The 21,040-nt window shown below is 35.5% G+C and carries 17 protein-coding genes; 9 read left to right on the forward strand and 8 right to left on the reverse strand.

The genetic code is table 11. The features are described from left to right. The first annotated feature begins 129 nt into the window (after positions 1–129). Positions 130–1,515 (forward strand): magnesium transporter, encoded by a 1,386-nt coding sequence (mgtE, locus tag D8M06_RS11920; RefSeq protein WP_121204635.1) that lies wholly within the window; start codon positions 130–132, stop codon positions 1,513–1,515. Between the two features lie 160 nt (positions 1,516–1,675). On the opposite strand, the gene D8M06_RS11925 is transcribed toward mgtE, so the two are convergent. Beyond that, entirely contained in the window at positions 1,676–2,692 is a 1,017-nt protein-coding gene (locus tag D8M06_RS11925) for a nuclease-related domain-containing protein (protein ID WP_158591783.1), read from the reverse strand. A gap of 575 nt (positions 2,693–3,267) precedes the next feature. On the opposite strand from D8M06_RS11925, the gene D8M06_RS11930 reads away from it, so the two are divergent. After that, positions 3,268–3,750 (forward strand): CotO family spore coat protein, encoded by a 483-nt coding sequence (locus D8M06_RS11930; RefSeq protein WP_121204637.1) that lies wholly within the window; start codon positions 3,268–3,270, stop codon positions 3,748–3,750. Between the two features lie 62 nt (positions 3,751–3,812). Here D8M06_RS11930 and D8M06_RS11935 read toward each other — a convergent pair whose 3' ends face one another. Next, entirely contained in the window at positions 3,813–4,301 is a 489-nt protein-coding gene (locus D8M06_RS11935) for a CotY/CotZ family spore coat protein (RefSeq protein ID WP_121204638.1), read from the reverse strand. Positions 4,302–4,511: 210 nt separating this feature from the next. Between D8M06_RS11935 and D8M06_RS11940 the strand changes: the two genes are divergently transcribed. Next, positions 4,512–4,715: a hypothetical protein gene (locus D8M06_RS11940; RefSeq protein WP_121204639.1), complete on the forward strand. Its 204-nt coding sequence runs from the start codon at positions 4,512–4,514 to the stop codon at positions 4,713–4,715. Positions 4,716–4,805: 90 nt separating this feature from the next. Further along, positions 4,806–5,024, forward strand: coding sequence for a hypothetical protein (locus tag D8M06_RS11945; RefSeq protein ID WP_121204640.1), 219 nt, complete (start codon positions 4,806–4,808; stop codon positions 5,022–5,024). Positions 5,025–5,039: 15 nt separating this feature from the next. Here the strand turns inward: D8M06_RS11945 and D8M06_RS11950 are convergent, their stop codons facing one another. The 6 genes from D8M06_RS11950 to D8M06_RS11975 form a co-directional block, all read right to left on the reverse strand. Then, complete coding sequence (locus tag D8M06_RS11950) at positions 5,040–5,747, reverse strand: DUF421 domain-containing protein (protein WP_121204641.1); 708 nt, start codon at positions 5,745–5,747, stop codon at positions 5,040–5,042. Between the two features lie 302 nt (positions 5,748–6,049). Then, positions 6,050–6,472, reverse strand: a complete 423-nt coding sequence (locus tag D8M06_RS11955; RefSeq protein ID WP_121204723.1) for a GNAT family N-acetyltransferase — start codon at positions 6,470–6,472, stop codon at positions 6,050–6,052. A gap of 53 nt (positions 6,473–6,525) precedes the next feature. Further along, positions 6,526–7,038 (reverse strand): YjcG family protein, encoded by a 513-nt coding sequence (locus D8M06_RS11960; RefSeq protein WP_121204642.1) that lies wholly within the window; start codon positions 7,036–7,038, stop codon positions 6,526–6,528. Between the two features lie 53 nt (positions 7,039–7,091). Further along, positions 7,092–7,826: an alpha/beta hydrolase gene (locus tag D8M06_RS11965; RefSeq protein ID WP_121204643.1), complete on the reverse strand. Its 735-nt coding sequence runs from the start codon at positions 7,824–7,826 to the stop codon at positions 7,092–7,094. A 145-nt stretch (positions 7,827–7,971) separates the two neighbouring features. Further along, on the reverse strand, positions 7,972–9,795 hold the full coding sequence (locus tag D8M06_RS11970) for an ABC transporter ATP-binding protein (protein WP_121204644.1): 1,824 nt from the start codon (positions 9,793–9,795) through the stop codon (positions 7,972–7,974). Then, positions 9,785–11,515, reverse strand: coding sequence for an ABC transporter ATP-binding protein (locus tag D8M06_RS11975; protein ID WP_121204645.1), 1,731 nt, complete (start codon positions 11,513–11,515; stop codon positions 9,785–9,787). The genes D8M06_RS11970 and D8M06_RS11975 overlap by 11 nt, the downstream gene beginning before the upstream one ends. A 271-nt stretch (positions 11,516–11,786) precedes the next feature. Between D8M06_RS11975 and D8M06_RS11980 the strand changes: the two genes are divergently transcribed. From D8M06_RS11980 to guaC, 5 genes are all read left to right on the forward strand, one after another. Further along, the gene (locus tag D8M06_RS11980) at positions 11,787–14,657 is read left to right on the forward strand and encodes a sensor domain-containing diguanylate cyclase (RefSeq protein ID WP_121204646.1); all 2,871 of its coding nucleotides are present in this window, start codon (positions 11,787–11,789) and stop codon (positions 14,655–14,657) included. Positions 14,658–14,783: 126 nt separating this feature from the next. Beyond that, a complete protein-coding gene (locus D8M06_RS11985) occupies positions 14,784–17,432 on the forward strand; it encodes an EAL domain-containing protein (RefSeq protein WP_158591784.1) in 2,649 nt (882 codons plus the stop codon). A gap of 35 nt (positions 17,433–17,467) precedes the next feature. Continuing rightward, positions 17,468–17,830, forward strand: a complete 363-nt coding sequence (locus D8M06_RS11990; protein WP_158591785.1) for a PilZ domain-containing protein — start codon at positions 17,468–17,470, stop codon at positions 17,828–17,830. A 191-nt stretch (positions 17,831–18,021) separates the two neighbouring features. Next, positions 18,022–18,564 carry a polymer-forming cytoskeletal protein gene (locus D8M06_RS11995; protein WP_121204649.1) on the forward strand — a complete coding sequence of 181 codons (543 nt, stop codon included), beginning with the start codon at positions 18,022–18,024 and terminating at the stop codon, positions 18,562–18,564. 957 nt (positions 18,565–19,521) lie between these two features. Beyond that, positions 19,522–20,505, forward strand: coding sequence for a GMP reductase (gene guaC / locus D8M06_RS12000; RefSeq protein WP_121204650.1), 984 nt, complete (start codon positions 19,522–19,524; stop codon positions 20,503–20,505). The last annotated feature ends 535 nt before the right edge of the window (positions 20,506–21,040 follow it).

Consider the following 21,040-nt stretch of genomic DNA (forward strand, 5'->3'; position numbering starts at 1 on the left):
GATAGGATTGATTTTATCCTATGTTTATTTTTACGGATAATACGTGTAGAAAGAGTATTGTTTTGAAAAAGCAGATGACGGGAAAATAACACGTACTGTTGTTTGAATGGAAAGTGAGGAAGTATCTCCATGGAAGAGAAACATTTGAAATACGAAGAGCAATACGAAGAAAAGTATAAAGCGCATTGGGATAAAGTTTATGAGGATTTAAGCAATGAATTAACTGATAATTTCCGCGAAGAGTTCTTGGATATGCATCCATATGATCAGTCTTTGTTTTTCATCGAGCAATCGAAAGAGAATCGGATGCGGATTTATGCATATTTATCTCCAGATGAACTGGCCGAAATTATGATTAATATTGAATTGGATAATACACCGGCATATTTCAAGGAAATGAATCCCCGTCTCGGTGCAATGGTCTTATCAGAAATGCCAGCTGATGATGCGGTTGACATTTTTAATGAAATGGATAAAGAGGAAGTTGTCAGTTTCTTAACGATTATGGATAAAGAAGCGGCAGAAGAAATTAAGCATTTATTGCATTATGAAGAGAAAACTGCTGGTAGTATTATGACTACTGAGTTTGTGGCAGTTTATAAGTCTCAAACGACTGAACAGGCTATGCAGCAATTAAAAGAAGATGCACCAGACGCGGAAACCATTTATTATTTGTACGTACTTGATGAAGATAAGCGATTAGTTGGAGTGCTTTCTTTAAGGGACTTGATTGTCGCGGATGAAAAGACAAAACTAGAAGAAGTGATGAGTGAAAAAATTGTTGCAGTTTCTGTCGCAAAAGACCAGGAAGAAATTGCTCAGATGTTTCGGGATTACGATTTCCTTGCATTGCCAGTTGTTGACTTTCAAAATCATTTACTTGGAATTATCACTGTCGATGATATTTTGGATGTTATGGAAGAAGAGGCAAGCGAGGATTTCTCTAAATTAGCAGGTATCTCAGAAACGGACAGACCCAATGACACAGCTTTGGCTGCAGCGAAGAAAAGGTTACCATGGTTAATCATTCTCTTATTTTTAGGGATTTTCACTGCCAGTTTAATTGGACAATTTGAAGAAACATTGGATCAGGTTGCAGTATTAGCCATCTTTATTCCATTGATCGCGGGAATGGCTGGAAATACTGGCACTCAAGCCCTTGCTGTAGCAGTTCGTGGTCTTTCTAATGGAGATTATGAGAATCAAGGAAAACTCCGACTCGTTCTAAGGGAAGCAACAACAGGACTAATAACCGGAACAGTTTGTGGCGCAGTAATTTCCGTGGTTATATTCTTCTGGAAGGATGATCTGTTTTTAGGATTTATCGTCGGTGTTTCTATCATGGCATCCTTAATAGTGGCAACCTTAGCAGGTTCCTTGGTGCCAATCTTAATGGACCGCTTAAAAATCGATCCAGCTGTCGCATCCGGACCATTTATTACAACCATTAATGATATTATTTCTATATTGATTTATTTTGGAATGGCCACATCATTTATGAGTTATTTAACATAAGTTTAAAGAACATCTCCGATTTGGGGGATGTTTTTTGGTTTGGAGAGAAATCGGCGAGAAGTAATGATATATCAACGACTGGAAGTGTTATCGACGGGAACTAGCAGTATATCAACCATGAGAATAAAATACCCCCTCTTGAATATTAGGGGGAAAGTACCTAGTTATTAATAATTGCGTGACTTTTAATGGGGACCATAGAATCTTGAGGGTATTCCTTTAGAACAGGCGCTAAGTATACTCTTCCTTTGTTATTTCCTTGGTGAGATAATTTCATTGCATTTAATATATAATTAGCTATCCTCGGAGAATCTATTTGCAAAAGTTGTCTGCATTCTTTATTGGTGATTGTGTCATTACCCAATAAGAAATAATCAAATATTTTTTGTTTATAAGCTTCTGTATCAGAAAGTGTACAATAATGACACATCCAATTTCTATATACTTTAGTCATGGGTTTGTAGCATTCAGTACAAGGAACTCCTTTAATTAAATATTGATCAGTTAGTTGATAAGTATCAATCAGGTTAGGTTTGTATGGCTCATTTTTACTCAACATTAATTGGTGCAGTTCGTCGATGCGTTTTTGATTTAAATATATTTTTTTATATGTATTTTTTATTTTAGAAAGGTATATGTGAAGGCTCTCAGCACGAATTAGTTTATTGTAAATATCAGGATCGTGATAGATGTTAGTAATTATTGTTTGAGGGTTACTGGAGACAATTAAAGTTTCGATGGGGATTTTAATATTGTAAGTCTGCAGCCAGTATTCTAGATTTTGCCTTTGCATATCTGCTTGTAGTATTGGATCTTGGTAGGCTTTTTCTACTCCATTATATATTTGGATAAATTGATGCTGTTTAGAATCATATCTCAATTCGCCCTTGATGTTTTTTGTTTCGATAATAAGCAAAAAATATTTAGTTAAAAGAAGCGTATCAATCTGGAAATTTTTTGAAAAATTTTTTAAACGGAGGTCTTTTATGATGATATGATCTTGATGAGGATAGAGGGAAAGTTTGTAGTCAACATTTATTTCACCTTTATAGCCAGCTAAAAACTTCTTATAGTTACCTAAGATTGTATCGTTCTGCCTGTATTTTTGTTTTAAATTCCGTAATAATGCTTCATGCGCAAGCAATTGATACGGTTTTACGCGATAATTTTCATTCATTATCATCTCTCCTTATTTTAGTGTTATATATTAATTCTACATAAATCGATAAAAACCTCTTTATAAATGAATTTATATTTTATTAAAATCAACTAACGTGAGATAGCGGTATAATTGCGAACCTAGAAGATATCAACGGACTCATGCCAGATATCAACAAGAGCACCAGCGATATCAACGCACACAACCAGGATATCCACGAGAGATCGTATTATATCTACTTCGGAGCAGAAATCGACGAACTCAAGGCAGATATCGACGAGACAACCAGCGATATCAACGCACACAGCTAAGATATCAACGAGAAGCAGCATTATATCTACGTTCGGAGCAGAAATCAACGAACTCAAGGCAGATATCGACGAGACAACCAGCGATATCAACGCACACAGCTAAGATATCAACGAGAACCAGCATTATATCTACGTTCGGAGCAGAAATCAACGAACACAAGCCTGATATCAACGAGACAACCAGCAATATCTACGCACACACAAGTATTAGGCAGATTACACACTTTGATTCCAGTATACATATAATGGTTTAGTGAATTGCTATATAAAGGAGAGATTCTAATGGGTGAGAAAAGATATGCAAATGATCCTATGCTTTTCATACATCAGCCACAAGTGAGTGCGCCGAAAGCTCCGATGCAGAATAGTTATGTATCGCCAAAGAGATCGAAAAAAAAACCTGTAGAACCATCCAGTAATACTGAACCAGTTAAGGAGATACCGAAAAGAAGGTATTCTGCTAGGAAAAGCATGAAAGATGAGACTGCTGTAGAAAAGGAAATAGAAGAGGAAGAACCCAAACAAGATGAGACAACCAGTAAACGAAAACAGTTTAAGGATATGACCACAAGAGAACGTATTCTTTATTTCACAAACACGTCTGAATATGCGCCTAAATTGAAGTGTGAAATAAAGACTGATAATAAGTCACATCGTGGGGTAATTTTAAACTTTAAAGATGAAATAGTTGAAATGCAAGTGGGGAGAAGGGCAGTCAAGATTCCATTTGAGGAAATCAAACAGGTTCGAATGCTTGGTTTTTAATAAAAGTAAAAAACACCATGAAAGTGGGCTTCCACTTTTCGATGGTGTTTTTACAGTTTTTATTAGTCGTTATTAAATACACTGATTGCTGGTAAGCAAGTAACATGGCAGAAGCAATCAAGATCAACAGTAATGCAGATACCAGTAGCTTCTAAGTCGTGTGTAGATTGATCACATGGATCTTTTAGGTCGTCACAACCGCAAGTTTCACCGTCTTTTAATAATAATTCAAGTACAGCACAATTGTCATCGTCTACAGATTTAACACGGAAAATAAAGCTAGCTACAAGAGGGTGCATACCGAATTCGCCATTTTTAACTTTTCTTTCTGCACCGAATCCTTTAAATGGTTTGCAATCACCTGCACAATAAAGAATTATCGGTACTGTATCCAAACCATTTCCTGTATCAGTATCTCCTAATAAATCAGCAATTGATTGTTCACAGCCAGTGTCGCAGCAATTTTCTACAATATCATCTTGTGCATCTACAATATCTCTTAAAATATCTGCAACACAATTACCTGTGTCCATTTTTTTTCCACAACCCATGATTTATATCTCCTTTCATTATTAGGTTAACTTTCCCTATTAGAATATGTGGGACTACGTTGTTGGTGTGGGCAGATATCAATATTTAAGCGAAAATCCCTTTTTTACGGTGATTCATTTTTGTATATTTGTTAGGTACAGCAATATACCCAGCCCTTTTTTTACATATAGACATAGGATGAAGAAAAGCCTTTCGGAAAGGAGCTAAAGATGAAAGACAGAGAAAAGCAATGGATAGATAACTTAAGAATTCTAGAAAAACATTTAGAGAAGAACGAGAAGTGGTTACAGCGTCCAGAAGAAAAAATAAAAACTTTTGAAAAAAACGCAGCTAACTGGAACAGGGATTTTAACAAGAAAATTTCTGATTTAGAAGAAAGTATGAAATATTTAGAGAAAAGGATGGAAAATTAATAATTATTTTCTTATAATGGAATTAGAGGAGATATCACCAGGAGTAAATCAAACTTTTTCAACTATTACAAGGAAAAAGGGGGATTTAAGGTGGGTTATATTTTACCAATTAATCATTATAAAAATCACTTCCAAAAACAGATAAATTCTAGAAGAGTGAAGCAGACCATTGAAAAGCCATATAAAGTTGTGTTAGAAAAGCAGCATCAGGATATGAGAAGCCAATATGATCAATTCAATCAAAAAAATAATCAAACTAAGAATACCAATAAATCAGAAACAGGAAGTCATTTTAACGCCACCATTTAAAAAATGGGATGCTAATTAGACATCCCATTTTTGATGGTTGCGATCAACATACGGTATTATGAGTAAATCCTGGCCCTTGTTATATTCTACATAAAAAACATCTTCTACACTGGAATACCCTTGTTCCTCCAACTTCTGAAACAACCATCCTTCATTTAAGTTCTTTTCTATTAGGTTGTCGTAAATAATTTCGCCATCATTCACCAGTGTAACAGGCAAGTTAACTTCCTGCGCAGATAATTTCATGTCTTTTCTGGTCGGTGGCTGGTAATCAGATTTTTTCATAACAGATAAAGTACCGTTGGCTTCTAAAATGGCAAACTCTACTTCCTGTAAAGAAAATACGTCTTTGTTACGGAGTAAGTGCTGCAGCTGGTTGATATCAAGCTTATTCTTTTTCATGACATCACGTACAAGTTTCCCATTATAAACTACGATGGATGGATATCCTTCAAGTAACGCACGTGTTCGTTTGAATTTTTGTGTAACAATTTCAGAAATATACATTAATATACCATACAATGTTACAACAAATGCGATTTCTGGTACTCCGGCATTTTTATCAAATAGGGCATTCCCTACGAGCTCACCTAATAATAGAGCAGAAATAAAGTCGAATGGGGTAATTTGGGAAATCTGAGTTTTCCCTAATATCTTTGTAATCATGAATAGGGCGAAAAATCCGAATATAGTTTCAATGAACATAGCTAAATAACTACTCATATAAGTATCCCCTTACCTATAAACATCGATGTTACTGTTACTTTGTATTATAATACTTTTAGTCAATCAATTTTTATTGTTCCCATGGAAGTGAAAGTCATGCAGGAATGGGAATTTAATTTTAATCCAAAAATTAAAGCCTCTACCTCTAGAAAGGTGCTTCATAAAATTTTCTTTCTGGGCTATCATTTTTTTTGTCAGAACGTCTGTGACAAAAAAACTTTGAGATTTCATAAAAAAAGTACGAAGCTTATGTGACTTCGTACCTTGAAATGGTTGTTATTTTAATTTAGAGGTTTAACTTATAATTCTTTAATCATCGTAACATGTGGGATTCCTGCGTCCATAAATTCTCCAGAAATTGTTTCGTAACCAAGTTTTTTGTAAAATTCCTCTGCGTGGGTTTGTGCGTTTAATTTGGCTTTTTTATAGCCTTTTTCTTTGATAACATCTTCCATAGCAAGAATAAGTTCTTTACCAAATGATTTTCCGCGATATTCCTTTATGACACATATCCGCTCCAATTTGCCATATTCCTCTGTAAATCGGAGGCGGCTCGCTGCTATTGCTTGTTTCTTCTCATAGCCAATAAAGTGAATAGCTGTCTTATCAAATTCATCCAGTTCTTCTTCAGCAGGTACATTTTGTTCTTCTACAAATACAACCATTCGAACATGGTATGCTTGTTCAAGTTCCTCATGCGTTTCTACAATTTTTACTTCCATATAAATTCCTTTCTTAGAAAACAACATACACGTTGATTCTCTATGCTGAGATTCTATCCTTCTCCAAATACAAACGTTTCATAAACCGTCCAGGAGCCATTTTCTAATTGATACAGGAGTTGATAACGGTCTATTTCATCTTCAAAATCAAAACTACTCATTTGAAGGGTTCCAAACACATCAGAGTATTCATCATCAAGTAACTGTTGAGCTATGGTGATGTGAGGAACAAAGCTGTGGGTCATATTGTTATCGAATTTCCCCTCATGCAATTTTTGATGTAAATCATAAAGTTCTTGCAATGGCTCCACTTTAAAATATATTGTATTAGTAACAGGAGCAAAAGTACTAACTTTATGAATATTGATGGTAAATGGTTTTGTTTCTTTAGCAATCCTTTTTAACTCAGGTACTATTTCATTAAGTGTGTCATCATCTGCTTCAAAGGCTTCTTTCATTGTAATGTGTGGTGGGATTAATGAATAATGCGGGTCATATCTTTTTCTGTATGAATTAGCCTCATCTTGAATCGATTTTGATGGAAAAATTGCGATACCATATTTCATATAAAAAACCTCCTGTCATATAACTTGCATCTTTTTTTATTATAACAAAAATATCATTCCTCAGAGAACATTGATTTTAATGTTCTTGGCATATCTTTTTGCCAGTATTTCCATGTATGGTTTCCTTCGTCCAGTTCGTGATAAATATAACTAGCCCCTCTTTCAAGTAATAGTTTATTTAATTCACGATTTGGTGTTAGTAAGTCTTCTACTTTTCCATCTGACAATGTGGCTTCGTCTTCTTTTGTGCCAATCGTATGATAAATATCAATGGAAGACAGATCTGTATCTGTTTCTTCTACTAGACGTAACATGGTGTTATCGATATAAGGGGAATGCATAATAACCTTGCCGAAAGTGTTAGGGTATTTTATGGCAGTGGCCAATGCAAACGTGCCTGCTAAGGAATCTCCCATTAATGCACGGGATTTCCCGAGAAAGAGTGTAGGAATTAGATCGTCTAATAATGGAACGACTTCCTTTACAATAAATTGAGTGTATGCTTGATATTCTTCCCCATCTGGATGATATTTTTTTCTGCGATCATTCCTATTCTTATAATGAATACCAACAAAAACAGTATTCGTTATTTCTTCTGACCCATGCAATTTATCACTAAATGTTGCTACTCTTCCCATTTGGAAAAAATCATTTCCATCCTGCATAATACAAATATTATATTTATGAAGGGGTGAAAAGCTTTCCGGTTGGTAAATTTTAATTGCTTTCGTTTCATTTAAATAAGTACTAGTAATTTCTTTGTTGATCATTTTCCCTTTTCTTCGCATGATCATTCCCCCCAAGTGATTTAAGACGTTATCAAAAAGTTCCATATTTTAGCACATCCACACATCACAGTGGATATTCACTAGTAAATCTGTACATTACCTACGAACTTCTAACTTTAAGTTTATCATGTCAACAAGTGACTTTCTAATTTGCAGTATCCGTCACTTGTCCTTTATATAAATGATAATATTTTCCTCGTTGCTCAATAAGTTGTTCATGATTTCCTTGTTCTATTATATTTCCGTTTTCTAACATAATAATTTTATCTGCTTCCTGAATTGTATTCAAGCGGTGGGCAATTACGAAGCTTGTTCTGCCTTGCATTAGATGTTTTAATGCTTCTTGAATTTTCAATTCGGTAATTGTATCTATGTTACTGGTAGCTTCATCTAGAATTAAGATTTTTGGTTCTTTAAGGAGAGCTCTGGCAATCGTTAATAACTGCTTCTGCCCTTGACTGATTCCTGAACCTTCCTGATCTAAAATAGTATCATAGCCATCTGAAAGTTTCATGATGAGTTCATGAGCGTTGGCATCTTTTGCTGCAAGAACCACATCTTCATCACTGGCATCTAACTTACCATATCGTATATTTTCTCGAATGGTTCCTTGAAACAAGAAGGAGTCTTGTAAAACAAATGCCATATGCTGGCGAAGACTCGATCGTTTCATATTCTTAATATCTGTTCCGTCTAGCGTTATTCGACCACTATCATAGTTATAGAAGCGAGATATTAGGTTAATAATTGTGGTTTTACCTGCTCCAGTATGGCCAACAAAAGCTACGGTTTCACCTTGATTTGCTTCAAAGGAAATATTGGTTAATATAGGTGTATCTTCATAAGCAAAAGAGACATTTTCAAATTTCACATTACCACAGACAGTTGAGAATTCTTTGGCATTCTCCTCATCAATTTCTTCCTGTGTTTGGTCAAGAACATTAAACACGCGTTCTGCCCCTGCGATAGCAGACAAGAGCATATTGAATTGATTAGAAAGCTCATTAAGTGGTCTTGTAAATTGTCTGGCATACTCTGTAAAAATAACAATAACCCCAACTGTAACTAGTTCTGTATTTATAGTTAATAAGCCACCGACAAAGGCTATAATACCAAAACTCAAGAAATTAAGGGTATTCATCACCTTTGGCGTGAATCCTGCAATAGTTTGTGCCCAAAATCCTGTTTCCTTTAAAGTGGTATTTCGTTCGTCAAATTCGTGAATAACACGATCTTCTTGAGAGTATGTTTTGACGACGTGCTGACCAGAGACAATTTCTTCTACATATCCATTTACTTCGCCTATCGCTCGTTGCTGCATTTTATATAAGCGACCGGTACGCTTCGTGATCCAACGCATGGCAAGAAACATCATTGGGATGATTATCATGGTTACAAGAGTTAAAATCGGACTAAGTGAGATCATGACTATGAGAGTTCCCACTAGTGTTAGTACACTGGAAAGAATTTGGATAACAGAAGTGTTTAAAACAACATTGACATTATCAATATCATTGGTAAGACGACTCATTAATTCACCATGCTGCCGCTTATCGAAGTAGGAGATTGGCAGTCGATGGAATTGATTGAAAAGATTTTCTCGCATATCTTTAACCGTGTTTTGTGCTAAACCTATCATCCAAAAGTTTTGCAAAAACATGGATAAGGAATGGAAGAAAAATACAGCAATCAAGCCAATGAGTAAGTATACAAGTCCATCAACTTCTCGTGTTACGATAAAATCATCAATCGCCATTCCAACCATGTAGGGACCGAGTAAGCTAAGGCCAGATGTGGTGGCAACGGCAAAAAACACAAGGAATAATTTTCCTTTTTCTCTCGTTAAATAAGACCAAATGCGGCGTAAAGTCCCACTGAAATTTTTGGCACGTTTTTTATTCTCGATATCTACTTGCTCAAAGGGAATCTTGTTATGCTGAAAAGGTGCTTTTATTTCATTAATTAACATAGGTAGACTCCTTTCCAAACTGTGATTCCACAATCTTCTGGTATAAGTCAGATTGTAAGAGCAATTCCTCATGTGTCCCCATGGCTAGTATTTTTCCTTCATCTAATAATAGAATCTGATCTGTTGTTCTTGCAGTAGAAATTTTTTGTGTAATGATGAAAAGGGTACATTGATAATCTTGTATTGCTCGAAGTAATCGTGATTCGGTTGCTAGGTCCAGGGCACTTGTACTGTCATCCAACATCAAAATTTGTGGTTTTCGAACCAAAGCTCGTGCAATAGAAATTCGCTGCTTTTGACCTCCTGATAAATTTACCCCTTTTTGTCCGACTCTGGTTTCATACTGGTTTGGTAATTCCATGATAGTATCATGAATTTGCGAATCTTTAGCTGCTTGAATAACCTCCTTCTTTGTTGCCCCTTTTTTTCCCCAAGCAATATTGTCAAAGATTGAACCGGAAAACAATAATGGAGTCTGTGGTACGAAACCAATATTCCCACGTAATTCATCCAAACGATAGGAACTAATTGGCTTATCGTCCATGTATATTTCACCATTCGTTGAATCATAAAGACGTGGCATTAGCTGAAATAAGGACGTTTTACCAGATCCAGTGGCACCAATAATAGCTAACTTTTCACCTGCTTGTAGTGTAAATGAAAGGTTGTCTAAAACCGTTTTGTTGCTATTTGGATAATGAAAGGAGACATGTTTGTACTCGACTTTCCCATTTGATATCGTTTGTTGGGAATGGCTGTTAGTCGTATTCGTTATATCTATATCCACATTTAGAACCTCACTAATACGGTCTGCCGAGGCCTTTGTTCGGGATAGGGCCATAATAATGAAGGAGAACATAGAAATGGACATGGATACTCGTAAGGCATAATTAACAATGGTTACGACTTCTCCGACATTTGTATCTCCAGATATGATTTGCGTGTTCCCAAACCAAATAATAAATACTAAGCTTACATTCATAACAAAAAATAATACTGGCGTTGAAGCTTCTACAAAACGAAATGTTCTCCGAGTTGAATTGGCTAAATTATCGTTTGCCTTTTCGAATCGATTTTCTTCATAGGATCTGCGCATAAACGCTTTGATTAAACGCATACCAACAAGGTTTTCCTGCATGACCCGATTCACACTGTCCACATTGCTTTGTACATGTTTAAACATCTTACCGGCAAATCTGAGAACGATAAGTAAGAACAGGATAAGCAGTGGTACCGTAATTAGGAAGATTAGAGCAAGCTTTACATTTACCATAAAAGCCATAATAACACCACCTAGCACGGTAAGTGGTGCTTTAGACATAATTCTCAGTCCCATAAAAACGGTGTTTTGTATTTGGCGAACATCATTGGTGAAGCGTGTAACCAATGCTGATGTAGGGTATTGGTTTAAATTTTTAAATGAAAATTCCTGAATTTTCTCAAATAACTTCTTTCGCAAATCATATCCATAAGAAAAGCTGACATGCGAGGAATAGAAGGAATTAAGAATACCTGCAAAAAAAGAGACGAAAGCAAGCCCAATCATAATACTTCCCCACATGGCAATATTACTTAAATCCTGATTCATCACGCCTTGATTAATCATCAATCCGAGAAAAAAGGGAAGAAGCAGTTCAACAGATAATTCAATGAGCATCAAACTTAATGCGAGAGTAGCGGAGATTTTATATGGTTTCAAAAAAGATAAGACATGTCTCACGAGGAACCTCCCATGTTAAATAAAAATAAATTTTCTTACTATTATAATAGCAATGTAGTTATTTATCCAGTATTGTATTTCGAGTTTCGAAATGTATCATATTTTCTCAATCCTTTCCAAGAATATAGTACTGCATTCCTATATAAATTCTCTTAAAATAAGAAGACCGGGTGATAGTTAAATTAGGATTAATAGTGAATAATATATCAAAGATAACAGTATTCCTAAATAGATATTTTATGCAATAGAAAAGTTGGATGGTGACCTACATATGTCAATGGAAGATATGTTGAATAAATGGAAGCAAAATGATTTAGTTGAACAAATTAAACAGCGAATGAATATAAAGGGAAACTCTGAGGATAGCAAAGTTTTGCAAATGATGTTAACAGGCATAGAGGCATTAAAGATGATGATCTATGTTATGGAAGTGAAAAACGGCCAATTTTATTATGTATTTGCCAATCAAATGGGACTAGAGTTCTTACAAATGGAAGAGGTAGATTCATTAGAAGGAAAGAAATTCGAAGAGGTTTTATCACAAGAAAGCGCGGAATATCTTACCTCCCAGTATGAAAAAGCCGCCTCATCCAAGTCATTTACGAGTTTCGAAAATGAAGTTCAACTCCAAAATGGGCACAAAATGAAGCATGAGACGTTTTTGACTTCGTTTTCAGAGCAAGGAAATAGGTACATTTTTGCTCTTGTGCAAGATGTAACAGATAAAGCTAAGGAACTTGAGGAAATAACACAATTAAATAGAAGATTAGATGAAAAAGAACAGTTATTTAATTCTCTTCCAAAGAATAGCAATAAACCATTTTTTATGTTTAATAAAGGTGGATATTTTTTAGAATTGAATGAAGCGACAGAGGCAGTAACGGGTTATTCTGACACCCATCTTGTAGGGAAACATTTCTCAAAAATCGTTCATCCACATGAACAGAAAAAAGTCGAAGAAAAATTTCGGTTAGCTCTACAAGGGAAAACAGTGGAATATGAGACAACCATTTACCATAAAGATGGGCATGAAGTTGTGGTTAGTGTTGAAAACGTACCTTTAGTTATTAATGGAGAATTAAAAGGGGTATATGGAATCGCAATGGACATGACACAACAAAAGAAGGATATGGATGGAATTCAGCAAGAAAAAATGATTTATCAATCATTTTTAGAAGATAATTCGGATTCAATTTGCATTATTAATAAAGATAAGAAAGTACAATATGTCAATAGAGCCTATGTGACTGATTTAGGATATACAGCAGAAGAAGTGATCGGTCAGGAAATGCCAGCCGTTCCTGATTGGCTAAAAAAGGAAACGGATGATCTATATGACGAAGTGCTACAAGGAAACAAACGTAAGGCTTTTTCGGTCCAAAGACAGAAAAAGTCTGGAGGTTTAATCGACTTATCATTAACATTATCCCCAATCTATGATGAAACCGGAGATATTATTGGAATAGCTTGTTCAGGAAGAGACATTACGGAAATAAAACGTAAAGCATCTAAATTGATGAAAGAAAAAGAAGAACTCGAACATGTGTGGAATCTTACGTCGACCGCTTTTTGTTTGATTGGATACAATGGTGAGATATTGCGTGCGAACACCTCATTTGAAGAGATGTTTCATTTGAATTTGCTAGAATTGCAAAAACCAATGTTATCAGATATTCAACCAGAATATTTCCATAATCAAATCGAGTCGTTCTTGAAGAGGTTGCAGGAAAATAACAAACCAATCTATTTAAGGACTAAACAACTCCGTAAAGATGGAAAGGAGTTTGATGTGGAAGTTAGTTATAATCCTGTACAAAAAGGAAATGTATTAGCGGTAGTATCCTATGTAGATGTTACGGATTCTACTTCAACATTAAATGAAATAAAAGAAAATGCAGAGACGTATAAACAAATCGTTGAAACCATTCCAGAAGCGATGATGATCCATCAGGAAGGAAGAGTAAAGTATATCAATGAAAAAGGGTTAGAACTATTAAAGGCTAAAAATCCAAATCAAGTTATTGATCAAGATGTCTTAACGTTCGTTCATCCGAAATTTCATAATCAAGTGCTTGAGCGGATGCAATTAGTTGAAAAGGACTCGTTACCAGCTGAACCGTTAGAAGAAATATTTATAAACCTTGAAGGTGGGTCTTTTTATGCAGATGCATTGAATACCCTAATTAAGTTTCAGGGGAAAGATTCTGTGCTAGTAATGGCGAGAGATATTTCTTCCCGGAAAAGAGCAGAGAAGAATTTAAAAGAAACGGAAGAAAGATTTCGAATCATTGCAGAGAATTCAATGGACATTATAAAAATAGTCAGTCCAGAGGGCAGAATTACTTTCGCATCACCAGCTGTTGAATCAATTCTAGGTTATCCAGTCAGAGATATGGTTGGAAAGATGTTCAGCAAATTTGTTCATCCAGATGATGTTGAAAGGATTAACCAAGCCTTCACAAGTTTATTTGAAACAAAGGAAAACTTAGAAATTGAAGTGCGAAGAAAACATGTAGAAGGGTATTCCATTTGGTTGCATTCTCACTTGATTCCAATTGTTGATGATAAGGGTGAATTAGATAAAATTGTCGTTATATCCAGAGACATAACAGATAACAAACGAAAAGAAGAGAAACTCTCCAAAATGGCTTACTACGATCAATTAACTGGCTTACCAAATCGAAGACTATTTAACGACCATTTAGAACAAGCAATGTACACAACAGACCGAACAGGAAAACAAACGGCATTATTTGTTTTAGATTGTGACAAATTTAAAGAAATCAACGACACACTTGGACATGATGTTGGAGATGAGGTCATTAAGGAATTTGCTAATAGAGTGAAATCATGTATACGCAAAACAGACACGCTTTCTAGACTGGGTGGAGATGAATTTACTATCGTGTTACCAGAACTGAAGAACGAAATTGTAGCGGTGGAAGTAGCGAACCGGATTTTGAAAAAAGTAAAAGAACCCATGCATATAAATGGTCATCAAATAGAAATTACAGCTAGCATTGGTATAGCCTTCTATCCACTGAATGGACGTGACTTCAATCGTCTATTCAAAGAAGCAGATGAAAACCTCTATGAAGCAAAGGATCGTGGAGGAGACACGATGTTTAGTAGAATTTATTAGGTGTGTTTCGACTTAGAAGACATATCCATACAAGGGAAGGTGATTTATCTTACTATGGAAAAGGAAGTAAATAGGTAAAATTGCAGGGTAGGTAGTTTTATTAGGAAAATCAAGGGGTTAATTATGATGAAAACTAAAAAATCCAATATTCTAGATATATTTAAGAATCGACGAAATAAACAATCGAAAAAAGAAGAAAAGCAAAAGCATGGAAGTTTTATGTCTTATCGTTCATCCTCTAATATACAATCAGAAAAAGCACTTGCTAAAAGTGAAGTACACTTAAATCATGCACAGCAGATTGCTTCCATCGGTAGCTGGGAGTATAACATAATAGAAGATAAAATTACCTGTTCGGAAAATTTTTATGATATTTTCGGTATCGAAAAAACAGACGATTTCTCCATGAACACGCCATTTTCTGTAGTACACCCAGATGATTATGACAGTACGTTTCAGGTAGTTAGTGATGCTTGTAATATGGGGGTGGATTATGCAACGGAATTTCGTATTTTTCATGGGAAAACCAAAGAACTACGATATATCAGTGTCCAAGCTGAGAGTGTAATGAAAGATGAAAAACCTTACCAATTAATAGGAGTTGTAAAAGACGATACACCGTATAAACTTTTGGAAAATGAATTACAGAACACCATAAATAATCTTAAGTATGTCTATGATCACTTAAATGTAGGCATATGGATGCGTGAATATATGGAAGGGGAAATTGTATTTGCCTCAAAAGGGATGGAAGAAATATTAGAATATCCCATACAAAAGTTGTACGATGAACCTGATTATTGGAAAAACATGGTTCTCCCAGAAGATAGAAAAGAACTACAAGATAGTTACCAATTACTGCAATCAGGACAATCCATTGAAAATCGATTTCGACTGAAAAGTGGAAATGGTAAGGAAAAATGGCTTTATGAGCATACGATACCATGGATGGATGATAATAGTGAAATAAAGTATTTATTTGGTATGGTTGCTGATATTAGTGCAGAAGTAGAAATGCGTGAAAAGCTTGATTATCTCGCTAAATTTGATGAACTGACAAATTTTCCTAATCAAAAAAGTTTATTTGAGAAGCTAAATACTCTTTGTAAAAAGGAACAGCCATTTGCCGTTTTATATTTGGATTTAGATCGTTTTCATATTATCAATGATTCTCTTGGCTATCACATAGGTGATGATTTATTAATAAATATCGCTAAACGACTTCAGGCAGTTGTCCAAGATAATGGATATATTGCTCGAATGAGCAGCGATGATTTTGTTCTTATTTTGGAAAAGTATCCTAATAATGCACACGTATTTCAATTAGCAGAACAATTGATACGCCATATAAACCAAGCAATCACAATTAATGATTTTGAATTAAAAATTACAGCGAGCATAGGAATCAGCTTCTATCCTGAGGATGGGGATAATAAACTATCTTTAATTGAAAATGCCCACTCTGCATTATTTAGGGCAAAGCGACAAGGAAAAAATAATTATAGGTTATATTCGTCTCATCAGGATATTTCATCTTATAAAAAGTATATTTTAGAAAAAGATATGCGGAAAGCGATTGTAAATGAGGATTTTGAAATTTACTATCAGCCACAAGTGAATAAAGAGGGAATTATTTATGGTGCAGAGGCACTGCTAAGATGGAACCATAAGGAGTGGGGGCTGGTCTCTCCAGGGGAGTTTATTCCTTTAGCAGAAGAAAATCATCTTATCAATCGCATAGGGGACTGGGTAATTCGGAAAGTATGCGCTCAACTTAGAGATTGGAAAGATAAAGATTTAACAATACGGCCCATAGCTATTAATTTGTCTCCTATTAGGTTTATGAAAACTGATTTAGTTGCATATGTTAAGCGGCAACTGGATTTATTCGATGTACCTGCTAAATACTTAGAATTTGAGATTACGGAAGGCTCTCTCTTGAAAGAAGAAAAAACGGTTATTTCTAATATAGAAAAGCTTAGAAATTTAGGCGTGAAAATCGCAATAGATGATTTTGGGACCGGTTATTCTTCTTTAAAGTATTTACGTTACTTTCAAGTGGATACCATAAAAATAGATCAAGCTTTTATTAAAGATGTGAATGATGGAAGTAATGTAAATAGTGCTATCGTTTCTTCTGTACTTCATCTGGCAAGAGAGATGGGAATTAAGGCAGTTGCAGAAGGTGTGGAAGAATACGAGCAGTTTGAGTTTCTTAAACAGAAAGAATGTGACATCATTCAAGGCTATCTGTTTTCTAAACCAGTCCCCGTAAATCAGCTTGAGAAAATGATGTGGGCCGGTTATTTAAAACCATCGAAAGTCAAACAATTAAAAGAACGGGAAGAAGAGAGAAGAAGGTTTTATCGATTAGAATTTCTATTTAATGTACTAGGGAAAATGACGATAACGGAAGTAAGTAATAGGCAAGTAAATCTTGGCGTCACACCCATTCTAATTAATAATATTAGTATAGGTGGCATGAAAATACTATCCTCCTTAAACCTTCCAGTAAATACTGCGATAAAGTTTCGGTTCTCTTTTACTCTAATGAATGAATATTTCGAGCTGGAAGGAAATCTGGTCTGGAAAGAGGAAGCGAAAGGAAACACTTATTTTTATGGTATCGAATTTAATTTGGATATTCGAAACGAAGATCGCTTAGCCCCTATAATTAATAAAATGAGTGCGTTTCGAAATATGAATCATGAAATACCAGGTACGGAAGTTGTACAAGAAGATCCATTTACTTATCTACAGAAGCATCTTTTTTAGAAGGCAGATTACAGTGAATAGAAAGAAGGGCTGTTGTGAAAAGATATAATAGAGATGAACCATTTCGCTATACATTTGGAACCCCGCTTGAAGCCGTCTTTCAAATTATAAAAGTAGATGATCAATTAACAGAAACTTCTAACGGAAAAGCCTCTATTATTGACCTTAGTTTAGAAGGAATTAGGTTGAATGCTGCATTAAACTTTCCTGACAGACCAGTCCAATTAGCCATTTGGTTTGTTTTAAATGATAAGGAATTTAACTTTACAGGGGATGTCGTTTGGAAAAAACAATCTGGAACAGGTTATGATTATGGATTGCTTCTCAAGGTGGATGATGACGATAAAAATGAGCTAATTACGCAACTAAAAACATTCGCAAAAGAAGCAATGAAATAAAACACTGGGCTTAATTAGTCCAGTGTTTTATTTGTAGGGTGGTTCAATCTATTTTCACTATTTTCACCATGAGAAAGTATGTTATGTATTTCACAAATATTTCACATTTCATTGCCCTATTAATAATATTTTTATGTTAATATACTTGTGAAAGGTATCACATATAAATATATTTTTTAGGAGGTAGCATGATGAAATTCAAGCTATTATTAGTATCAATTTTATTAGTAGGTTTTTTGGCTGCGTGTGGATCTGATGGTGAGGATCAAACAGCTGATAATTCAGCAAGTGCTGAAGAGACAACAGACGTAGTTACAACAGCATCAATTGTTGACAATGCTGACGCTTTTGCAGATGCAGTAAGTGAAAATGGTACATGGATCATTGCAGCGCTAAATGATCTTACGATAGATGAGGAAGTTGTTGTTTCAGGAGAATTTTATGACAAAGACGATTCAGCAAATGATATCTACCGCAAAATTGCAGCCTATACACAAGATGATGATCATAATATCACAGATTCTTTCACCATTACCGTACCAAAACTAACCGTACAAAGTGAAAATCTGAACTTCCAAGGTGGAACCTTACAGGGTGATGTATACGTAGAAGCAAATGGATTCCAACTTCATGAAACAGCTACAGTAGATGGTAATATTTACTTTGCAAATGCAGATGTAGAAGCAACTGCGGCAATTGATGGTGAAGTTACTGGAACAGTAGAAGTACAATAAATGATAAGAAGCCTCGATGATAAATTCATCGGGCTTTTTATTTATCACTCTTTTCGCATGTTTTATTGCTTTTTAAACGTTACTGTTGATAGAAACTCCTGATATATTGAATTCATAGTAATGTGCTTAACACCGCTGCGGAAATACACTCCGCTTTCCGCGGGGAGCTGGTGAGCCTCCTTCGTGCTGAAAAGCGTGTGCGCCTGCGTCTTCCAGTAATGCTTCGAAGCGGGCTTTCTCGGCGCAAGGGAACTAGGAAGTATATTCAAGCAGTTCCCTCACTACGTAGTCTCACCGATACTCTTCTTCCCGCAGGAGTCTCCGTGTATTTCCTTCGCTGTGTGTCTGCTCTACTTGTATAAATAAGAAATATGCTATTTTCAAGAATAATAATGGTCTTAAACGTGATTTCAAGAACATTCATCTCAAAAATATCTTATGCATCTATCTTAGCGGAGGCAGAATACGAAGACTCCTGCGGGAATAGCACGTGTCCGAAGACCCCACAGCGGTGGTTTTCCGCGAGGAGGCTGAGGCCGTGCCCGCGAACCGCAAGTATTCTGCCGGAGCGAATGACTGCACAAAATAATCATCAGTGTGAGCGAGAGCAATACTATTCTGAATTAAAGTAATCAACACTCTATACAAAATGCAAGGTAAAGTCATGATAAAAAGCAACAATCTTTTAGAAAAGAGTCTTTAGAAATTATAAGAAGCAGTCTGTACAATACTCAATTAACTAATGGTTCGAGGTTTTACTGTGAATATCTATTTCGAGTAGTGCTAATTAGTTGCGAAGTGTTCGTAAACCGAATGTTAGTAGTGGTTTTGTGATTTTACATACGTAAATAGCTGAAAAATACTTTGACATATAAACTAAAATAATGTACATTAACTAATGGACGAACGTTTTTAGATGAATAGAAATAAAATATTCGTGTTTTAGGAGTGTGCAGCATGGAAAACGTATTTGATTATGAGGATATACAATTAATTCCCGCAAAATGTGTAGTAAACAGTAGATCAGAGTGCGATACAACCGTAACCCTTGGTGGTCGTTCTTTTAGATTACCGGTAGTACCTGCGAATATGCAGACGATTATAGATGAAAAAATTGCAACCTATTTAGCTGAAAATGGCTATTTCTATATTATGCATCGTTTTAACCCAGAAAAACGAATTGCTTTTATGAAGGACATGATGGAACGGGGATTATATTCTTCCATCAGTGTTGGGGTGAAAGAAGAAGAATATCGCTTTATTGAGCAATTAGTAGAAGAAAACTTATCACCAGATTATATTACCATTGATATAGCGCATGGTCACTCTAATGCTGTGATTGATATGATTCAGCATATTAAGAAACATTTACCAAATAGTTTTGTTATTGCCGGAAATGTTGGTACGCCAGAAGCGGTTAGAGAATTAGAGAATGCTGGAGCAGATGCAACGAAAGTAGGCATTGGACCAGGAAAAGTGTGTATTACGAAAATAAAAACCGGATTTGGTACGGGTGGTTGGCAATTAGCAGCGCTTCGCTGGTGCTCTAGAGCTGCAAGTAAGCCAATAATTGCAGATGGAGGAATTCGTACGCATGGCGATATCGCAAAATCAATTCGCTTTGGTGCGACAATGGTAATGATTGGTTCGCTATTTGCTGGACACGAAGAATCTCCTGGAGAAACAAAAGAACAAGATGGTAAACTTTACAAAGAATATTTTGGTTCAGCATCAGAATTTCAAAAAGGTGAAAAGAAAAATGTAGAAGGTAAGAAAATGTTTGTTGAGTACAAAGGCCCTCTACAAGAGACACTTGGTGAGATGGAACAAGATTTACAGTCTTCTATTTCCTATGCTGGTGGAAAGGAACTACACGCTATCCGTAATGTTGACTATGTTGTTGTGAAAAATTCAATCTTTAATGGAGATAAGGTATATTAATAAAATTTATACAGAGCACAGTCATGAATTTTTGCTCTCTTATAATCTAAAAAAATGGCAAGCAGGTTATTATTTGCTTGCCATTTTAAATGTGACTGTTTTCTAATAGATTAGTACTGCCGTTACTCGCCGGACTGAAAAGATTTACTGTTTTTTTACGTTATGTCGCATCTTGTATAGATTGCGAATTGCGAATTACTGTAATTCAGTATTGCGCGAAACACATCGTTCCGGAAACACACTTCGCTTTTCGCGGGCGGCTGGTGAGCCTCCTCGTGCTATCGCACTGCGGGGTCTCACCGATGCCTTTCCTCCCGCAGAAGTCTTCATGTGTTTCCTCCACTAAGTTCCAGCTCTACTGGATTTTAACTAGTATAATTATATTTACGATGAACAACTTGCCCAAACGTGTCATTAAGGACTATAGCTTAATAAATATGGAATTATCGTAGACAGAATACAGGGACTCCTCGAAATAAAAACCAATTTTCTTTGTATGAGCAACAAAACTTCCTTGAAAAGCCTTAAATTTAAA

Origin of the sequence: Oceanobacillus halophilus, assembly GCF_003628505.1 — a bacterium.
Classification (GTDB): Bacteria; Bacillota; Bacilli; order Bacillales; family Amphibacillaceae; genus Oceanobacillus; species Oceanobacillus halophilus.